Genomic DNA, 14,921 nt, shown 5'->3' on the forward strand with positions numbered 1-14,921 from the left:
CTGACCCGGCCGGGGCAGCCGCAACCCATTCCCACGGTCCGGGGCCGTGTGGTGCACACGCACCACACGGCCCCGCACCCTTTCCGACCACCGTTGACGCAGGTCCGACGGCCTTATAGCTTCACTATGCGGATTGTTGACTCCGGGAAGCGGAAACAGTGTGACTGTGGAGGGTGTGGAAATGGGTCAGCAGGAGAAGGTGGCAACGAGCCTCGCAGGTGCGGTCAGCGAGGAGATCAGCGCTTCCCTCACCGCGGTCGACGCCGAGCTGGCACGCCGCTACCCGGGAGACCCGGGTACGCGCCAGCCGGTCCACACGGTCTACGTCCCCGGCGACACGTTCACCGTGGACACCATCCGCTCCTGGGGCGACCAGGCCCTCAGGGCCCTCGACGAGCACGCCCCGGACGCGGCCTCGTTCGCCGCCGTCCTCGGCATTCCGGACGAACTCGCCGCGCCCGTCCACGACCGGGTGCACGCCAAGCTGGAGCGCGAGCCGGTCGAGGACCTCCGCATCGACTTCGAGGACGGCTACGGCCCCCGCCCCGACGCCGAGGAGGACGAGGCCGCCGCCCGCGCCGCCCGGCTGGTCTCGGAGGCGTACGAGAACGGCACGGCGGCCCCGTACATGGGCATCCGGATGAAGTGCCTGGAGGCCGCCGTACGCGACCGTTCCATCCGCACCACGGACATCTTCCTCACCGGTCTGATGCAGGCCGGCGGCCTGCCCGACGGACTGGTCCTCACGCTGCCCAAGGTGACCTACCCCGAGCAGGTCACCGCCTTCGTCCGGTTGCTCGAGGCGTTCGAGCAGGCACACGGGCTGCCCGCCGGGCGGCTCGGCTTCGAGATCCAGATCGAGACGAGCCAGTCCATCCTCGCGGCCGACGGCACCGCCGCTGTCGCCCGCATGATCGACGCGGCGCGGGGCCGTGCCACCGGCCTGCACTACGGCACCTTCGACTACAGCGCCTGCGTCGGCGTCAGCGCCGCCTACCAGGCCAGCGACCACCCGGCCGCCGACCACGCCAAGGCCGTCATGCAGGTCGCCGCCGCGGGCACCGGCGTACGGGTCTCGGACGGCTCCACCAACGTCCTCCCGGTCGGTCCCACCCCGCAGGTCCACGAGGCCTGGCGGCTCCACTACGGCCTCACCCGTCGCGCCCTGGCCCGTGCCTACTACCAGGGCTGGGACATGCACCCGGGTCATCTGCCGACCCGGTACGCGGCCGTGTACACCTTCTACCGCGAGGGCCTGGAGCAGGCCGCCGCGCGGCTCGCCGCGTACGTGGCCAAGGCCGGCGGCGACGTCATGGACGAACCCGCCACCGCCAAGGCGCTGATCAGCTACCTTCTGCGCGGCATCGACTGCGGCGCCCTGGACACCGCCGAGGTCGCCCGGCTGACCGGGCTGACGCGGGCGGAGCTGGACGCGTTCGCGTCGCCGCGACGGGCCGATCTCACGGTGACCGCACCGTAGCCGCCGACCGCGCGGCTCAGGCGGGCGGCAGCTCGCCCGAGCCGCGCGCGATGAGCGTCGTGGGGAGTTCCACCCGGGCCGGGGTGTGGTCGGCGCCGTCCAGACGGCGGAAGAGGTGCTCCGCGGCGGTGCGGCCGACGGCGGCGGCGTCCTGGGAGATGACGGTGATGCCGAGCAGATCGGCCAGTTCGATGTCGTCGAAGCCGACCAGGGCGATGCGGCGTTCCTGCTCGGCGAGGACACGCACCACCGTGACCGTCACCCGGTTGTTGCCCGCGAAGACGGCGGTGACGGGCTCGGGGCCGGAGAGCATCCGCTCGGTGGCGGCCCGGACCCGGTCGGGATCGGTCGGGCCGAGGGACACCCAGGAGTCCTCGACCCGCGTCCCCGCGTCCGCCATCGCCGCGTGATAGCCGCGCAGTCGCTCGGTGGCGGTGTGGATGCGCGGCTGGTCGCCGATGAAGCCGATCCGGCGGTGGCCGTGCGCGATCAGATGGGCGACGCCCTCGCGGGCGCCGCCGAAGCTGTCGGAGAGGACCATGTCTGCGTCGATGCGGCCCGCCGGGCGGTCCACGAAGACGGTGGCGACGCCCGCCTTGATCTCCGGCTCCAGATAGCGGTGGTCGTCACCGGCCGGAATCACGATGAGCCCGTCCACCCGGCGCGCGCACAGGGCGAGTGCGAGCTCCTGCTCGCGCTCCGGGTCCTCGGCGCTCGACCCGTTGATGAGCAGGGCGCCGTGGGCCCGTGCGACCTCCTCCACCGCTCGGCTCAGCGGCCCGTAGAACGGGTCGGCGAGATCCTCCAGGACCAGGCCGATCGAGGCGGTGCGGCCCTTGCGCAGGACGCGCGCGCTGTCGTTGCGCCGGAAGCCGAGCGCCTCGATGGCCTCCTGGACCCGGCGCTCGGTGTCGGGCGTGACCCCCGGCTCGCTGTTGACCACGCGGGAGACCGTCTTGAGGCCCACTCCGGCGCGGGCCGCCACATCCTTCATGGTCGGCCGGTTGCCGTAACGGGTCTCGGAGTGACGGGCGGTCTCGGCCACGGTGCGCTGTCCTGTCCTCGGGTGCGGGCGGTCCGACGGGTCCGTGGGCGGTGCCGCGGAGCCGACCGGAGGCTGTGCCGTCGAGCATAGGCCCTGGACAACGTTGTCAGCTGAATGGAGACTGGGCAGACTGTTTCCTGAAGCCGCAGGTCCCCGCCCCCTACTCACGGAGCCACACCGATGCATACCGACCTCGTCGCCGCGCTGGACATCGGCGGCACCAAGATCGCTGCCGCGCTGGTGGACGGCGACGGCGCGCTTCTCGTACGGGCGCAGCGGCCGACGCCCGCCCGCGAGAGCGCCGAGGCGGTCATGGGCGCCGTGACGGAGGTCCTCGCCGAGCTGTCCGGCTCCCCGCTGTGGGGGCGGGCGACGGCGGTCGGAATCGGCAGCGCGGGCCCGGTCGACGCCTCGGCCGGCACGGTCAGCCCGGTGAACGTCCCCGGCTGGCGCGACTTCCCGCTGGTGGAGCGGGTCGGCAAAGCGGTCGGCGGACTGCCCGTCGAGCTGGTCGGCGACGGGGTCGCGATGACGGCCGCCGAGCACTGGCTGGGCGCCGCCCGGGGCTACGACAACGCGCTCTGCATGGTCGTGTCGACCGGTGTCGGCGGCGGGCTCGTTCTCGGCGGCAAGCTGCACCCCGGCGCCACGGGCAACGCCGGGCACATCGGTCATGTCAGCGTGGACCTGGACGGCGACCCGTGCCCCTGTGGATCGCGCGGCTGCGTCGAGCGCATCGCCAGCGGTCCGAACATCGCCCGCCGGGCGCTGGAGGCCGGCTGGCGGCCCGGACCGGACGGCGATGCCTCGGCCGCCGCCGTGGCCGCCGCCGCGCGTGCGGGGGACCCGGTCGCCCTCGCCTCGTTCGAGCGCGCCGCCCAGGCGCTGGCCGCCGGGATCGCCGCCACCGCCGCGCTCGTCGAGATCGACATCGCGGTGATCGGCGGGGGAGTGGCCGGTGCGGGCGACATCCTCTTCGCACCGTTGCGCCGGGCCCTGCGGCAGTACGCCACGCTCTCCTTCATCCGGCGGATCGAGGTGACCCCGGCGGTGATGGGCACCGACGCGGGACTGGTCGGCGCGGCCGCCGCGGCGGCGCGGGTCGGCCCGGGCGGCGTGGCGGCACAGAGCTGACCGGCGCGACACGCGGGCAGCGCCGGGCGGGCTCCAGGAGCTCGGTCCTGGAGCCCGCCCGGCGGCCGCACGCGTGGCGTCGCCGCCACCGCGGTTTCTCGTCAGCAGGTGATCCGCAGGTCCGCCCAGTCCGCGTGGTCGGAGTCGACATCGTCCCCGCCGTCGGTGACCACCAGACGTACCACCTGCGCACCGCTCACATCCGCGGTGACCGGCTGGGCGGGCATCGCGTTGGTCAGCACACCGGTCGACGCCGCCTTCTCACCGTCGGCCCAGACCTCGAAGGCGACTGTCCCCCCGGCGCCCGCCTCGTCGTCGACCCCGACCCGCGCCGTCACGGTGCCGCACGCCCCGCCGGTGTAGAACTCGACGGCGCTGTCGGCGTGCACGCCGAGGCCCTTGGCGAAGACCGCGCCGCCGATGGTCAGCGGATGGCCGTCGCCCGCACCGCTCTCACCGTTGCTGGTGTCCCGCTCGACGGGGCCCCAGCCGTTGGCGGCGGAGAGCTGCGGCAGATCGCCGAGGTGGTTGGCGCCCGACGGTGGCGCGACCACCACATGGGCCCGGAACGGGACCGTGGACCGGACCAGCGTCCCGTCCGGTGAGCGGTACCGGGCGTCGAGTGTCAGATCGTACGTACCGGTGGGGGTGCCCGCCGGGGCCGTCACCTGCCAGCGGGTGGCCAGGGTACGGCCGGCCGGCAGGGCCGGCGTACCGGTCGGCGACACCGCCTTCACCTGCCAGCCCGAGGGGCCGGTGAGCAGCGCCGAGATCTTCTTGGCGGGGGTACGGCCCAGGCCGGTGACGGTAGTGGTCAGCGTGGCGGTGCGTCCGGCCTCGATCAACGGGCTGGATTCCAGGCCGAGTTCAACGGCGGGCGGATGCGCGGCCCACTCGCCGTCGGCGGCGACCCGCAGCAGCACCGTCCCGTGCGCCGGGACCGTCGCCGCCACGGTGCCCGCCGTGTTGTACGACCTGTGCTGCCACAGGTCACGCATCGTGTATCCGTCGGCCTTCGGCAGCCCCACCGCCGCGGCTGTCGTCGCGATGCGCTGTGCGCTGCCGGTCTCGTTGAAGAGGGCGACGGCGCGGCTGCCGTCCGCCATCTCCTTGGCGACCACCCAGCGTCCGTCGACGGAGGAGAGCACGGTGCCCTGCTTGCCGAGCGGGTCCTGATCGACGGCGATGACCTCGTGGTTGGAGAGGATCTCGAAGGTCTCCGTGCTCGCCTTGCGCAGATCGGAGCCGATGAGCAGCGGCGCCGCCATCACGGACCACATGGAGAAGTGCGTGCGGTACTCCGTGTCCGTCATGCCGCCGTTGCCGACCTCCAGCATGTCGGGGTCGTTCCAGTGCCCCGGGCCGGCGGCGGCCGCCAGGGGCAGGTTCTTCTTCATGATCGACAGCATGCTGGCCCAACTGTCGTTGATGTCGCCGGTCGTGCGCCAGAGGTTGCCGAGTTCACCGGCCCACTCCCAGGGCTTGTTCTCGCCCCATTCGCAGATGCTGTAGACGATGGGGCGGCCGGTCGCGGCCAGCGCGTCCCGCATCGTCGTATAGCGTTGCTTCGCGTCGACGCCCTGGTTGTTGCAGTTGTCGTACTTCAGATAGTCGATGCCCCAGTCGGCGAACTGCTGTGCGTCGCTGTACTCGTGGCCCAGCGCGCCCGGGAATCCCACGCTGGCGCAGGTCTTGGTTCCGGCGCTGGTGTAGATGCCGATTTTGAGGCCCTTGGAGTGGACATAGTCCGCGACTTCCTTGATCCCGTTCGGGAAGCGCTGCGGATCGGCCTCCAGCTTGCCTTCCGCATTGCGCTGCGGCTTCGCCCAGCAGTCGTCGAGATTGACGTACCTGTAGCCCGCGTCCTTGAGACCCTTCTCGACGAAGATGTCGGCGATTCCCTTGACCATCGATTCGTCGAACTCGGCCCGGCAGTGCGTGGAGTTCCAATTGTTGAACCCCATCGGCGGGGTGAGCGCAAGGCCGTTTCCGGACTGCGGTGCCACGGCATGGCCGGGAGCGGAAGCCGGCGATTCGGCGACGGCGGGAACGGTCGTGCCCGCGGCACACAGCAGCCCGGCCATCAACGCTCCGATGACTCCACGACGGCTGGTTCGGGTTGTACGGGTTGGAAGATGACGCATCGTTACGTTCCTCCATACTCGTGCATGATCGGATGACAGCATGTGCACGCCAATGCGTGCGATTACGTTAGAGCGTGTTGAAGTCTGTTGGTAGAGGGACGGCGACGGTTGTCCGTCATCTCGTCAAAACCCTTGACTGCAACATGACTTGGGGGTGAGATCCAATCGCACGTTCGGTTGTGTTGGGTTGCATCTCCGGAGGAGCTGGGCATGACGCAGTCTGATGACGACAGGTCAGGTGTGCCGGGAAGTGTCACGGGACATCGGATGTCCCGGCGAAGTCTGCTGCGTGGTGCGGCCGTTGGTGCCGGAGCCGTGACGCTGCCCGCGTTGCTCACCGCCTGCGGGGGCGGCCCCGGTGGCGACGGAAAGACCATCACCTTGGGCTCGAATTCCTCCGACCCCGTTCCGAAGAAGGCATTCGCCGCCGCCTTCGCCGCGTACGAGGCGCAGTCGGGCGGACGGAAGGTGGAGGTCAACACCGTCGACCACAACACCTTTCAGGAGAACATCAGCCGGTATCTCCAGGGCAAGCCGGACGACGTCTTCATGTGGTTCGCCGGCAACCGGATGCAGTTCTTCGCCGAGAAAGGGCTGCTGCACGACATCAGCGACAACTGGCAGGACTACAAAGGCTTCTCACCCGCGCTGAAGGCCCAGTCCACCGGGGCGGACGGCAAGCAGTACCTCACGCCGTACTACTACTATCCGTGGGCCGTCTTCCATCGCAAGAGCCTCTTCGCCGACCGCGGTTATCAGGCGCCGAAGACACTTGACGAGTACGTGGCGCTCGCCCGGCAGATGAAGAAGGACAAGCTGGACCCGATCGCATTCTGCGACAAGGACGGCTGGCCCGCCATGGGCACCTTCGACTACATCGACATGCGGACCAACGGCTACGAATTCCACAAGAGCCTGATGGCGGGTGAAGTCGCCTGGACGGACAAGCGGGTCAGGGAGGTCTTCGACACCTGGCGCCGGCTTCTGCCGTACTGCCAGCAGGGCGCCAACGGCCGTACCTGGCAGGAGGCCGCCAACAGCCTTCAGAAGAAGGAGGCCGGCATGGCCGTCTTCGGACTGCCGCACCCCGGCGCCCAGTTCCCCAAGGGCGAACAGGACGACATCGACTTCTTCCCCTTCCCCGTCATCGACCCGGAGCACGGGCAGGACGCGGTCGAGGCACCCATCGACGGGTTCCTGCTGGCGAAGAAGTCGAAGAACCTCAGGAACAAGAAGACCCTGGAGAGCGCCAAGGACCTGCTCAAGTGGCTCGCCACCGGGAAGGCCGAGGACATCTACCTGAAGAGCGACCCGAACAACATCGCGGTCAGCGACCAGGCGGACATCTCCGCGTACTCACCGCTCCAGAAGAAGGCCGTGGAGCTGGTCTCCGGCGCGAAGCAGATCTCCCAGTTCCTGGACCGGGACACCAGGCCGGACTTCTCCTCCACGGTCATGATCCCGGCGATCCAGAAGTTCATCAGCGACCCGGACGACGTGGACGGACTGGTCAACGACATCGAACGGCAGAAGAAGAGCATCTTCGCCGCCGGCTGACCCCGGACGACCCCGATGGCATCCGACCGAATCTGGAGTACCGACCGTGTCGTTGATCCCGGCCCGGCGCACCGGACGGCGGGCCGCGCGGCGGTTCACCGGCCGCGACCTCGCCGTACTCGGTGTGCTGCTCGGCATACCCGTTCTGCTCGACGCCGCCATCGTCTGGGGGCCGACCCTCGCCTCGGTGATGCTCTCCTTCACCGGTTGGGACGGCATCGGTGACATCAAGTGGGTCGGTACGCAGAACTACGAGAACCTCTTCACCACTTACCCGCAGTTCTGGCCCGCGGCCCGGCACAATCTGCTCTGGCTGGCCTTCCTCGGCCTGGTCGCCGCCCCGTTCGGGCTGCTGCTGGCGGTGCTCATCGACCGGGGGGTGCGCTTCAGCCGCTTCTACCAGTCGACGCTGTACATGCCCGTCGTGCTGTCGCTCGCCGTGGTCGGATTCATCGCCCAGCTGGTCTTCTCCCGCGATCAGGGCGCACTGAACGCGGTCATCGGGGACACGGGTTCACCGACGGACTGGCTCGGCGACCCGGACCTCAACATATGGATGGTCCTGCTCGCCGCCGCCTGGCGGCACACCGGCTACGTGATGATCCTCTACCTCGCCGGACTGAAGGCCGTCGACCCCTCGCTGAAGGAGGCCGCGGCGATCGACGGGGCGGGCGAGGCCCAGACCTTCTTCCGCATCGTCCTGCCCACCCTGCGGCCGGTCAACGTCATCGTCGGCGTCATCACCGTCATCGAGTCCCTGCGCGCGTTCGACATCGTGTACGCCGTCAACCACGGCCGCAACGGACTCGAACTGCTCTCGGTGCTCGTCACCGACAACATCATCGGTGAGGCCAGCCGGATCGGCTTCGGCTCCGCCATCGCCGTGGTCATGCTCGTGGTCTCCCTGGGATTCGTCGTGACGTATCTGGTCCAGGAGCTCCGAGGGGAGAAGAACCGTTGACCGTCGAAGCCGCCCCCGCCCGCCCCGCCGCACGGCCGGCGCCGCCGGTTCCCGCCGCAGCCCGGCGCCGGAACCGCGCCGGCCGGATCGGTGTCCATGCCTTCCTGATGGCGGTCTCCCTCGCCTTTCTCGCCCCGCTCCTGCTCGCGGTGTACGCCTCGCTGCGGCCGTACGACGAGACCTCGGAGCACGGCTACTTCTCGCTGCCCCGCCATCTCTCCCTGGACTACTACCGGCAGGCGTTCACCGACTCCGGCATGACGAAGTACTTCGTCAACACCTTGATCATCGCGATCCCCGGGGTGCTCGTCACCCTCTTCCTCGCCTCGTTCGTGGCCTTCGCGGTGGCGCGCCTGAGGATGCGCGGCGGGCTCGTCCTGCTCATGCTCTTCACCGCCGGGAACCTGCTGCCGCAGCAGGTGATCGTGACGCCCTTGTACGTGGTGTTCAACCGCATCCCGTTGCCCTACTGGATGTCCGACTCGATGACGATGTTCGACTCGTACTGGGCCGTCGTCGCCGTCCAGATCGGATTCCAGCTCGGCTTCTGCGTCTTCGTCCTGGCCAACTTCATGCGCACCCTGCCGCAGGAGATCCTGGAGGCGGCCATAGTCGACGGCGCGGGCGTGTGGACCCAGTACTGGAGGATCACGCTGCCCCTGTGCCGCCCGGCCCTGGCCGCGCTCGGCACGCTCCAGTTCACCTGGATGTACAACGACTTCCTGTGGGCACTGGTCTTCATCTCCGACGGCGACAAACTCCCCATCACCTCGGCGCTGAACAACCTCAGGGGCCAGTTCTTCACCGACTACAACCTGCTCGCCGCGGGCTCGGTGATCGTCGCCCTGCCCACGCTCGTGGTCTTCCTGCTGCTCCAGCGCCACTTCATCGCGGGCCTCACCCTGGGTTCCGGCAAGGGGTAGGGGGCTGTGGCAGCCGCCCGGGGCGGACCCGCCTCTTCCGCTGGTGAGGGAAGAGTGAGGGAAGAGGAGAGACGGGGTGACTCTTCCGGGGCCGCCCGCGGCCCGTCCGGTCGAGTGGAGCCCGGTGCCGGACCGGACCGGGCCCCGGCCTCAGCGGCCCCGGTCCGGCGACTGCTGCGGAACGACCACCAGGAACGCGTCCTGCTCCAGATCCATCACGACCTCGGCCGCGACGCCCTCGCAGCGGCGGGCGGCCGCGAACTCCTCCGCAGGCCAACTGCCCCGCGGCCCTCCTGCGGGAAACTGCTCAAGTACTGTGCGACGCATACTGCACCCCCTGGTCGTCGGTCGGACATGTCCGCTCCAACGACCTTCCCGCCTCACCGTCACGGCCGGATGCACGGCCGGACGTATGCGAACGGGCGTCGGCCGTGGGCATCCGGAGGTTCCGTTCGGGAAACAGACATCGCCACAGCCGGGTTTTCGCGGCAGGGTGTTGCGGGCAAGCCACAGGGGGCTACGGAAGAGGGGGAACCGTGATCGTCTGGATCAACGGTGCGTTCGGCGCGGGCAAGACGAGCGCCGCGCGTGAACTGATCGATCTGATCCCGAACAGCACTTTCTACGACCCCGAACTGATCGGCGGGGAGCTGCGGCAGTTGCTGCCCCAGAAGAGACTCGCCGAGGTGACGGACTTCCAGGACCTGCGGATCTGGCGGCGACTGGTCGTGGACACCGCGGCGGCCCTGCTCGCCGAGGTGTCCGGTGTGCTGGTGGTGCCGATGACTCTGCTGCGGCAGGAGTACCGCGACGAAATCTTCGGAGGGCTGGCCTCCCGGCGCATCGGGGTCCGCCATGTCCTGCTCTCACCTGAGGAAACGATCCTGCGCAAGCGGATCGCCGACCGCGTGGAGTACCCCGACGACCCGGAGCACAGCGAACGGGTACGGCAGTGGGCCTACCAGCACATCGAGCCCTACCGGGCGGCGCTCGGCTGGCTCAGCCGGGACGCCCACGTCCTCGACACCGGCGCGCTCACCCCGTACGGAACGGCCGAGCGCATCGCCGAGGCGGTCAGCAGTGGCGCCGCCACCCCGTGCGAGATCGTGCAGACACCCGAGCCGACCGCGGAGACCGTGGCGGCCGGCGTACTGCTCTTCGACGAGTACGACCGGGTCCTGCTCGTCGACCCGACGTACAAGCCCGGCTGGGAGTTCCCCGGCGGAGTGGTCGAGTCCGGCGAGGCACCGGCGCAGGCCGGGATCCGTGAAGTGGCCGAGGAGATAGGCATCCGTCTCGGCCGGGTGCCGAAACTCCTCGTCGTCGACTGGGAGGCACCCAGCCCGCCCGGCTACGGGGGCCTGCGGCTGATCTTCGACGGCGGCCTGCTGACCGGCGCGGAAGCCCAGCGGCTGCTGCTGCCCGGATCCGAACTGCGCGGCTGGCGGTTCGTCACCGAGGCGGAAGCGGCCACCCTGCTGCCCCCGACCCGGTACGAACGGCTGCGCTGGGCACTGCGCGCCCGCGAGCGGTCAGCCGTGCTCAACCTGGAGGCCGGAGTCCCGGTCGGCTGAGGCAAGCATCGCGGCGGCGTCGGTGGTGACCGGATCGCCGTGCCCGAAGCAGACCGTGGCCGGCTCCAGCGCCGCCAGCCGCCGGAAGGAGGCCAGGGCCTGCTCCCGGTCGGTGTTGAACACGCCGAGCATCACCCGGTCGACCCTGGCCACGCAGTCCCCGGTGAACAGCACACCGTGGTGCGGCAGATGAATCCCGATGGAGCCGGGTGTGTGGCCCGGGGAGTGGACCACCCGGGCCCCCTGACCGAACCCGAGCTCGTCGCCGTCGGCCAGCTCGCGGTCGACCCGGGTCGGCGGGGCCGGGGGCACGGTCCGCGTGTGCTCCCACAGCGGGAGCTCCCAGTCGAGCAGGACGGGACCGGCGATCTCCTCCTCGCCCCGGATCACCGCGGCGTCCAGCCGATGGGCCAGGATCTCGGCTCCGTGCCGGTCGGCGAGCTCCTGCGCGGCGCCGTAGTGGTCGCAGTGCCCGTGGGTGACGACGATCCGGGAGATACGGCCCGGGTCCAGACCCAGGCTGCGCACCCCGTCCTCGATCGCGGACGCCGCGTCGCTGTCACACGCGTCGATCAGCGTCAGATCGGTGCCGTCGCGCCACAGGTACGCCTGGCCGATGGGGAAGCGGAACATGTGCAGCTGGGGGAGTACTTCGACGAGATCCATGCCACGAACGTACGCGAACGGCCCGCCCGGAAACGTCGGTCTACGCTCTGGGCGAGCTTCGCCGAGCGCGTAGCGGCGGTGCGGCCGCACGGACACCCCGGGGCCCGCGGGGCCGGCATGAACCGGGGTCACCGCCAAGGGACGTGGGGTTCACCGACAGCAAGGACTGCGGGTCGTGCCAGCCGCACTCGGCGATCCACTTGAGGGAGACCTGGTGGAACATCCACCCCGGATGCCAGGGCGGCAACATGCCGGACGTCAGCACGGGGACACACGTCCGGCCGGTCACGGGGGCGTACTGCGAGGGGAACGGGGCGGTGAATCCCGGGGTGTCGGCGTGCAACCGGGCGGCCATCACATGGAGCCGGCGGCGGGAGAGCGCGTCGAGCACCGCTTCCGTGCTTCCGCTCGCCGCCGACTCCTGCAGCAGTCGTTCGGCCTCCGTCGGCAGTGCCCAGCCGATCCCCGTCCCCGTTGTCACGGGCCGATCCTATGGAACCGGGCCCGGACCGGCCCGCGGAGGGTGGTCCGGACCCGGTCCGCCGGAACGCGGCACGATCGGTGACGCAACGTCAGGCGCGCTTGGACTCCGCGTAGTTGCGCAGGAACAGAGCCTCGGCGAGGGACAGCCGCTCCAGCTCCTGGGGCGAGACGCTCTCGTTCACCGCGTGGATCTGTGCCTCCGGCTCGCTCAGGCCGATCAGCAGAATCTCCGCCTCCGGGTAGAGGGCGGCGAGGGTGTTGCAGAGCGGGATCGAGCCGCCCATGCCGGACGTCTGCATCTTCTCGCCCGGGTACGCGACCTCCATCGCCTGCGCCATCGACGTGTACGCCGGGCTGGAGGTGTCCGCGCGGAACGGCTGGCCCTGGCCGACCTGTTCCACCGTCACCCTGGCCCCCCACGGGGCGTGGGCCTTGAGGTGGGCGGTCAGCAGCGCGGTCGCCTCGGCGGCGTCCTGGCCCGGCGGGACCCGCAGGCTGACCTGGGCCCGCGCGCTCGCCTGGAGCGACGGCGTCGCGCCGATCACCGGCGGGCAGTCGATGCCGATGACCGTGACGGCGGGCCGGGCCCAGATGCGGTCGGCGACCGTGCCCGTGCCGATCAGCCCGACCCCGTCGAGGACCTTCGCGTCCTTGCGGAAATCGGCCTCCGGGTACTGGAGTCCGTCCCACTCGGTGTCCGTGGCGAGCCCGTCGACGGTCGTGGTGCCGTCCTCGGCGCGCAGCGAGGCCAGCAGCTGGATCATCGCGGCCAGCGCGTCCGGGGCGGCGCCGCCGAACTGCCCGGAGTGCAGGTTCCCTTCGAGGGTGTCGAGCGTGACCCGCAGCATCGTCATGCCGCGCAGCGTCGCGGTGACCGTCGGCAGACCGACCCGGAAGTTGCCGGTGTCGCCGATGACGATGGTGTCGGCGGCCAGCAGCTCGGGGTGTGCCTCCGCGTACCGCTCCAGACCGCCGGTGCCCTGCTCCTCGGAACCCTCGGCGATCACCTTCACGGAGACCGGGACGCCGCCGTCGGCCTTGAGGGCGCGCAGGGCGAGGAGGTGCATGATGAAGCCGCCCTTGCAGTCGGCCGAGCCACGCCCGTACCAGCGGCCGTCGCGCTCCGTCAGCTCGAACGGAGGGGAGAGCCAGGCGGACTCGTCGAGCGGCGGCTGCACGTCGTAGTGCGCGTAGAGCAGTACGGTCGGAGCGCCGGCCGGACCGGGCAGGAAGCCGTAGACCGACCGGGTGCCGTCGGGGGTGTCGAGAAGGGCGACGTCCTGGAAGTCCTCGGCGCGCAGCGCGTCGGCGACCCAGTCGGCGGCCGCCTCGCACTCGCTCTTCGGGAACTGCGCGGGATCCGCCACCGACTGGAAGGCCACCAGCTCGGTCAGCTCCGCCTTGGCGCGGGGCATCAGCGAGGCAATGGTCTCGGAAATCGGACGGGCGGTCATGGGCACGCTCCTCGTGGGTGCGACGTTATGTATACGAATCCGGCTACATGCGCACCGAATGTGCGGCGTCGCATGCAGGACGAACGTACGGTCGATCCTCCCACAGCGGGGGCCGGGGGCAACGCGCCGTAGGATGCCGTGAGCAGCATGGGCCACTGGTGGGATCGGGAGCAGAAGCACATCGTGAGCAGCGAGAACGCAGACGCCGTACAGGAGCACGAAGAGTCGTCCGTGTGGGATGTCGTCGTAGTCGGCGGCGGACCGGCCGGAGCCTCCGCGGCATACGCGGCGGCAGTCGCCGGCCGACGGGTGCTGCTCCTCGAGAAGGCGGAGCTTCCCCGGTACAAGACATGTGGCGGCGGCATCATCGGGTTTTCGCGTGACTCGCTGCCGCCCGGGTTCGAACTACCGCTGCGGGACCGGATCCACGCGGTCACCTTCTCGCTCAACGGCAGGCTGGCGCGGACCCGCCGCTCCAAGCGGATGCTCTTCGGCCTCATCAACCGCCCCGAGTTCGACGCGGGTCTGGTCGAGGAGGCGCAGAAGGCGGGCGCCGAACTGCGCACCGGCGCGACGGTGACCAGGGTCGAGCAGCACGGCGCCTCGGTGCCCGACCGGCGCACGGTCGCCGTGGTGCTGTCCGGCGGCGAGACGGTCCTGGCCCGCGCGGTCGTCGGGGCCGACGGGAGCGCGGGGCGGATAGGAGCCCATGTCGGGGTGAAGCTCGACCAGGTGGACCTCGGCCTGGAGGCGGAGATCCCGGTTCCGGCGACGGTCGCCGAGGACTGGGCGGGGCGGGTGCTCATCGACTGGGGCCCCATACCAGGCAGTTACGGCTGGGTCTTCCCCAAGGGCGATGTCCTGACCGTCGGTGTGATCTCGGCACGGGGCGACGGGGCGGGGACCAAGCGGTATCTGGAGGACTTCATCGCCCGGCTCGGCCTCGCCGGTTTCGAACCGAAGATCTCCTCCGGGCATCTGACGCGCTGCCGCAGTGACGACTCGCCGCTGTCACGCGGGCGTGTGCTGGTGTGCGGCGACGCGGCGGGGCTGCTGGAGCCGTGGACCCGCGAGGGGATTTCCTTCGCGCTGCGGTCGGGTCGGCTGGCCGGAGAGTGGGCGGTCCGGATCGCGGAGTCGCACGACGCGGTGGACGCCCGGCGCCAGGCGCTGAACTACGCGTTCGCCATCAAGGCGGGCCTCGGTGTCGAGATGGGCGTCGGACGGCGCATGCTGAAGCTGTTCGAGCGCCGCCCGGGGGTGCTGCACGCGGTGCTGACCGGATTCCGCCCGGCCTGGAACGCCTTCGCGGGAATCACCCGCGGAACGACCTCGCTCGGCGAGCTGGTCCGTACGCACCCGCTGGCGCAGCGGGCTCTGTCCGCGATGGACCGCTAGGCCTGTCCAGCGGACCGGGGCCGGGGGCGGGGGGTCTGTCCGGCCGATCAGGGTCGGACGGACCCCGGCCGGGCGGACGTCGCCCGGCCTCCGGTGCCAGGG

At 70.5% G+C, this 14,921-nt stretch carries 13 protein-coding genes; 7 read left to right on the forward strand and 6 right to left on the reverse strand.

Features of this window, described 5'->3' with window-relative positions:
- Positions 1–181: 181 nt before the first annotated feature.
- A complete protein-coding gene (locus tag BT364_RS12370) occupies positions 182–1,480 on the forward strand; it encodes a DUF6986 family protein (RefSeq protein WP_072485195.1) in 1,299 nt (432 codons plus the stop codon).
- Between the two features lie 16 nt (positions 1,481–1,496).
- Here the strand turns inward: BT364_RS12370 and BT364_RS12375 are convergent, their stop codons facing one another.
- A complete protein-coding gene (locus BT364_RS12375; protein ID WP_072485196.1) occupies positions 1,497–2,525 on the reverse strand; it encodes a LacI family DNA-binding transcriptional regulator in 1,029 nt (342 codons plus the stop codon).
- 180 nt (positions 2,526–2,705) lie between these two features.
- On the opposite strand from BT364_RS12375, the gene BT364_RS12380 reads away from it, so the two are divergent.
- Positions 2,706–3,659, forward strand: coding sequence for an ROK family protein (locus BT364_RS12380; protein WP_072485197.1), 954 nt, complete (start codon positions 2,706–2,708; stop codon positions 3,657–3,659).
- A gap of 101 nt (positions 3,660–3,760) precedes the next feature.
- On the opposite strand, the gene BT364_RS12385 is transcribed toward BT364_RS12380, so the two are convergent.
- Positions 3,761–5,803 (reverse strand): NPCBM/NEW2 domain-containing protein, encoded by a 2,043-nt coding sequence (locus BT364_RS12385; protein ID WP_079179419.1) that lies wholly within the window; start codon positions 5,801–5,803, stop codon positions 3,761–3,763.
- Positions 5,804–6,070: 267 nt separating this feature from the next.
- On the opposite strand from BT364_RS12385, the gene BT364_RS12390 reads away from it, so the two are divergent.
- Genes BT364_RS12390 through BT364_RS12400 form a run of 3 tightly spaced genes read left to right on the forward strand, consistent with a single transcriptional unit; the run spans position 6,071 to position 9,244 of the window.
- Positions 6,071–7,360 carry an ABC transporter substrate-binding protein gene (locus tag BT364_RS12390; RefSeq protein WP_072485199.1) on the forward strand — a complete coding sequence of 430 codons (1,290 nt, stop codon included), beginning with the start codon at positions 6,071–6,073 and terminating at the stop codon, positions 7,358–7,360.
- Positions 7,361–7,406: 46 nt separating this feature from the next.
- Positions 7,407–8,321 carry a carbohydrate ABC transporter permease gene (locus tag BT364_RS12395; RefSeq protein ID WP_072485200.1) on the forward strand — a complete coding sequence of 305 codons (915 nt, stop codon included), beginning with the start codon at positions 7,407–7,409 and terminating at the stop codon, positions 8,319–8,321.
- Positions 8,318–9,244 carry a carbohydrate ABC transporter permease gene (locus BT364_RS12400; protein ID WP_072485201.1) on the forward strand — a complete coding sequence of 309 codons (927 nt, stop codon included), beginning with the start codon at positions 8,318–8,320 and terminating at the stop codon, positions 9,242–9,244. The genes BT364_RS12395 and BT364_RS12400 overlap by 4 nt, the downstream gene beginning before the upstream one ends.
- 150 nt (positions 9,245–9,394) lie before the next feature.
- On the opposite strand, the gene BT364_RS41470 is transcribed toward BT364_RS12400, so the two are convergent.
- Positions 9,395–9,571: a hypothetical protein gene (locus BT364_RS41470; RefSeq protein ID WP_177328097.1), complete on the reverse strand. Its 177-nt coding sequence runs from the start codon at positions 9,569–9,571 to the stop codon at positions 9,395–9,397.
- Positions 9,572–9,780: 209 nt separating this feature from the next.
- Between BT364_RS41470 and BT364_RS12405 the strand changes: the two genes are divergently transcribed.
- Positions 9,781–10,818: an NUDIX hydrolase gene (locus BT364_RS12405; RefSeq protein WP_072485202.1), complete on the forward strand. Its 1,038-nt coding sequence runs from the start codon at positions 9,781–9,783 to the stop codon at positions 10,816–10,818.
- On the opposite strand, the gene BT364_RS12410 is transcribed toward BT364_RS12405, so the two are convergent.
- From BT364_RS12410 to BT364_RS12420, 3 genes are all read right to left on the reverse strand, one after another.
- Positions 10,777–11,484, reverse strand: coding sequence for an MBL fold metallo-hydrolase (locus BT364_RS12410; RefSeq protein WP_072485203.1), 708 nt, complete (start codon positions 11,482–11,484; stop codon positions 10,777–10,779). The genes BT364_RS12405 and BT364_RS12410 overlap by 42 nt on opposite strands.
- A 40-nt stretch (positions 11,485–11,524) precedes the next feature.
- The gene (locus tag BT364_RS12415; protein ID WP_072485204.1) at positions 11,525–11,965 is read right to left on the reverse strand and encodes a hypothetical protein; all 441 of its coding nucleotides are present in this window, start codon (positions 11,963–11,965) and stop codon (positions 11,525–11,527) included.
- Positions 11,966–12,056: 91 nt separating this feature from the next.
- Positions 12,057–13,421, reverse strand: coding sequence for a dipeptidase (locus tag BT364_RS12420; protein ID WP_072485205.1), 1,365 nt, complete (start codon positions 13,419–13,421; stop codon positions 12,057–12,059).
- Positions 13,422–13,604: 183 nt separating this feature from the next.
- Here BT364_RS12420 and BT364_RS12425 point away from each other — a divergent pair, with 183 nt between their 5' ends.
- Positions 13,605–14,819 (forward strand): geranylgeranyl reductase family protein, encoded by a 1,215-nt coding sequence (locus BT364_RS12425; protein ID WP_177328098.1) that lies wholly within the window; start codon positions 13,605–13,607, stop codon positions 14,817–14,819.
- The last annotated feature ends 102 nt before the right edge of the window (positions 14,820–14,921 follow it).

Source organism: Streptomyces atratus, from assembly GCF_900119365.1.
In the GTDB taxonomy this organism is placed as follows: Bacteria; Actinomycetota; Actinomycetes; order Streptomycetales; family Streptomycetaceae; genus Streptomyces; species Streptomyces atratus_B.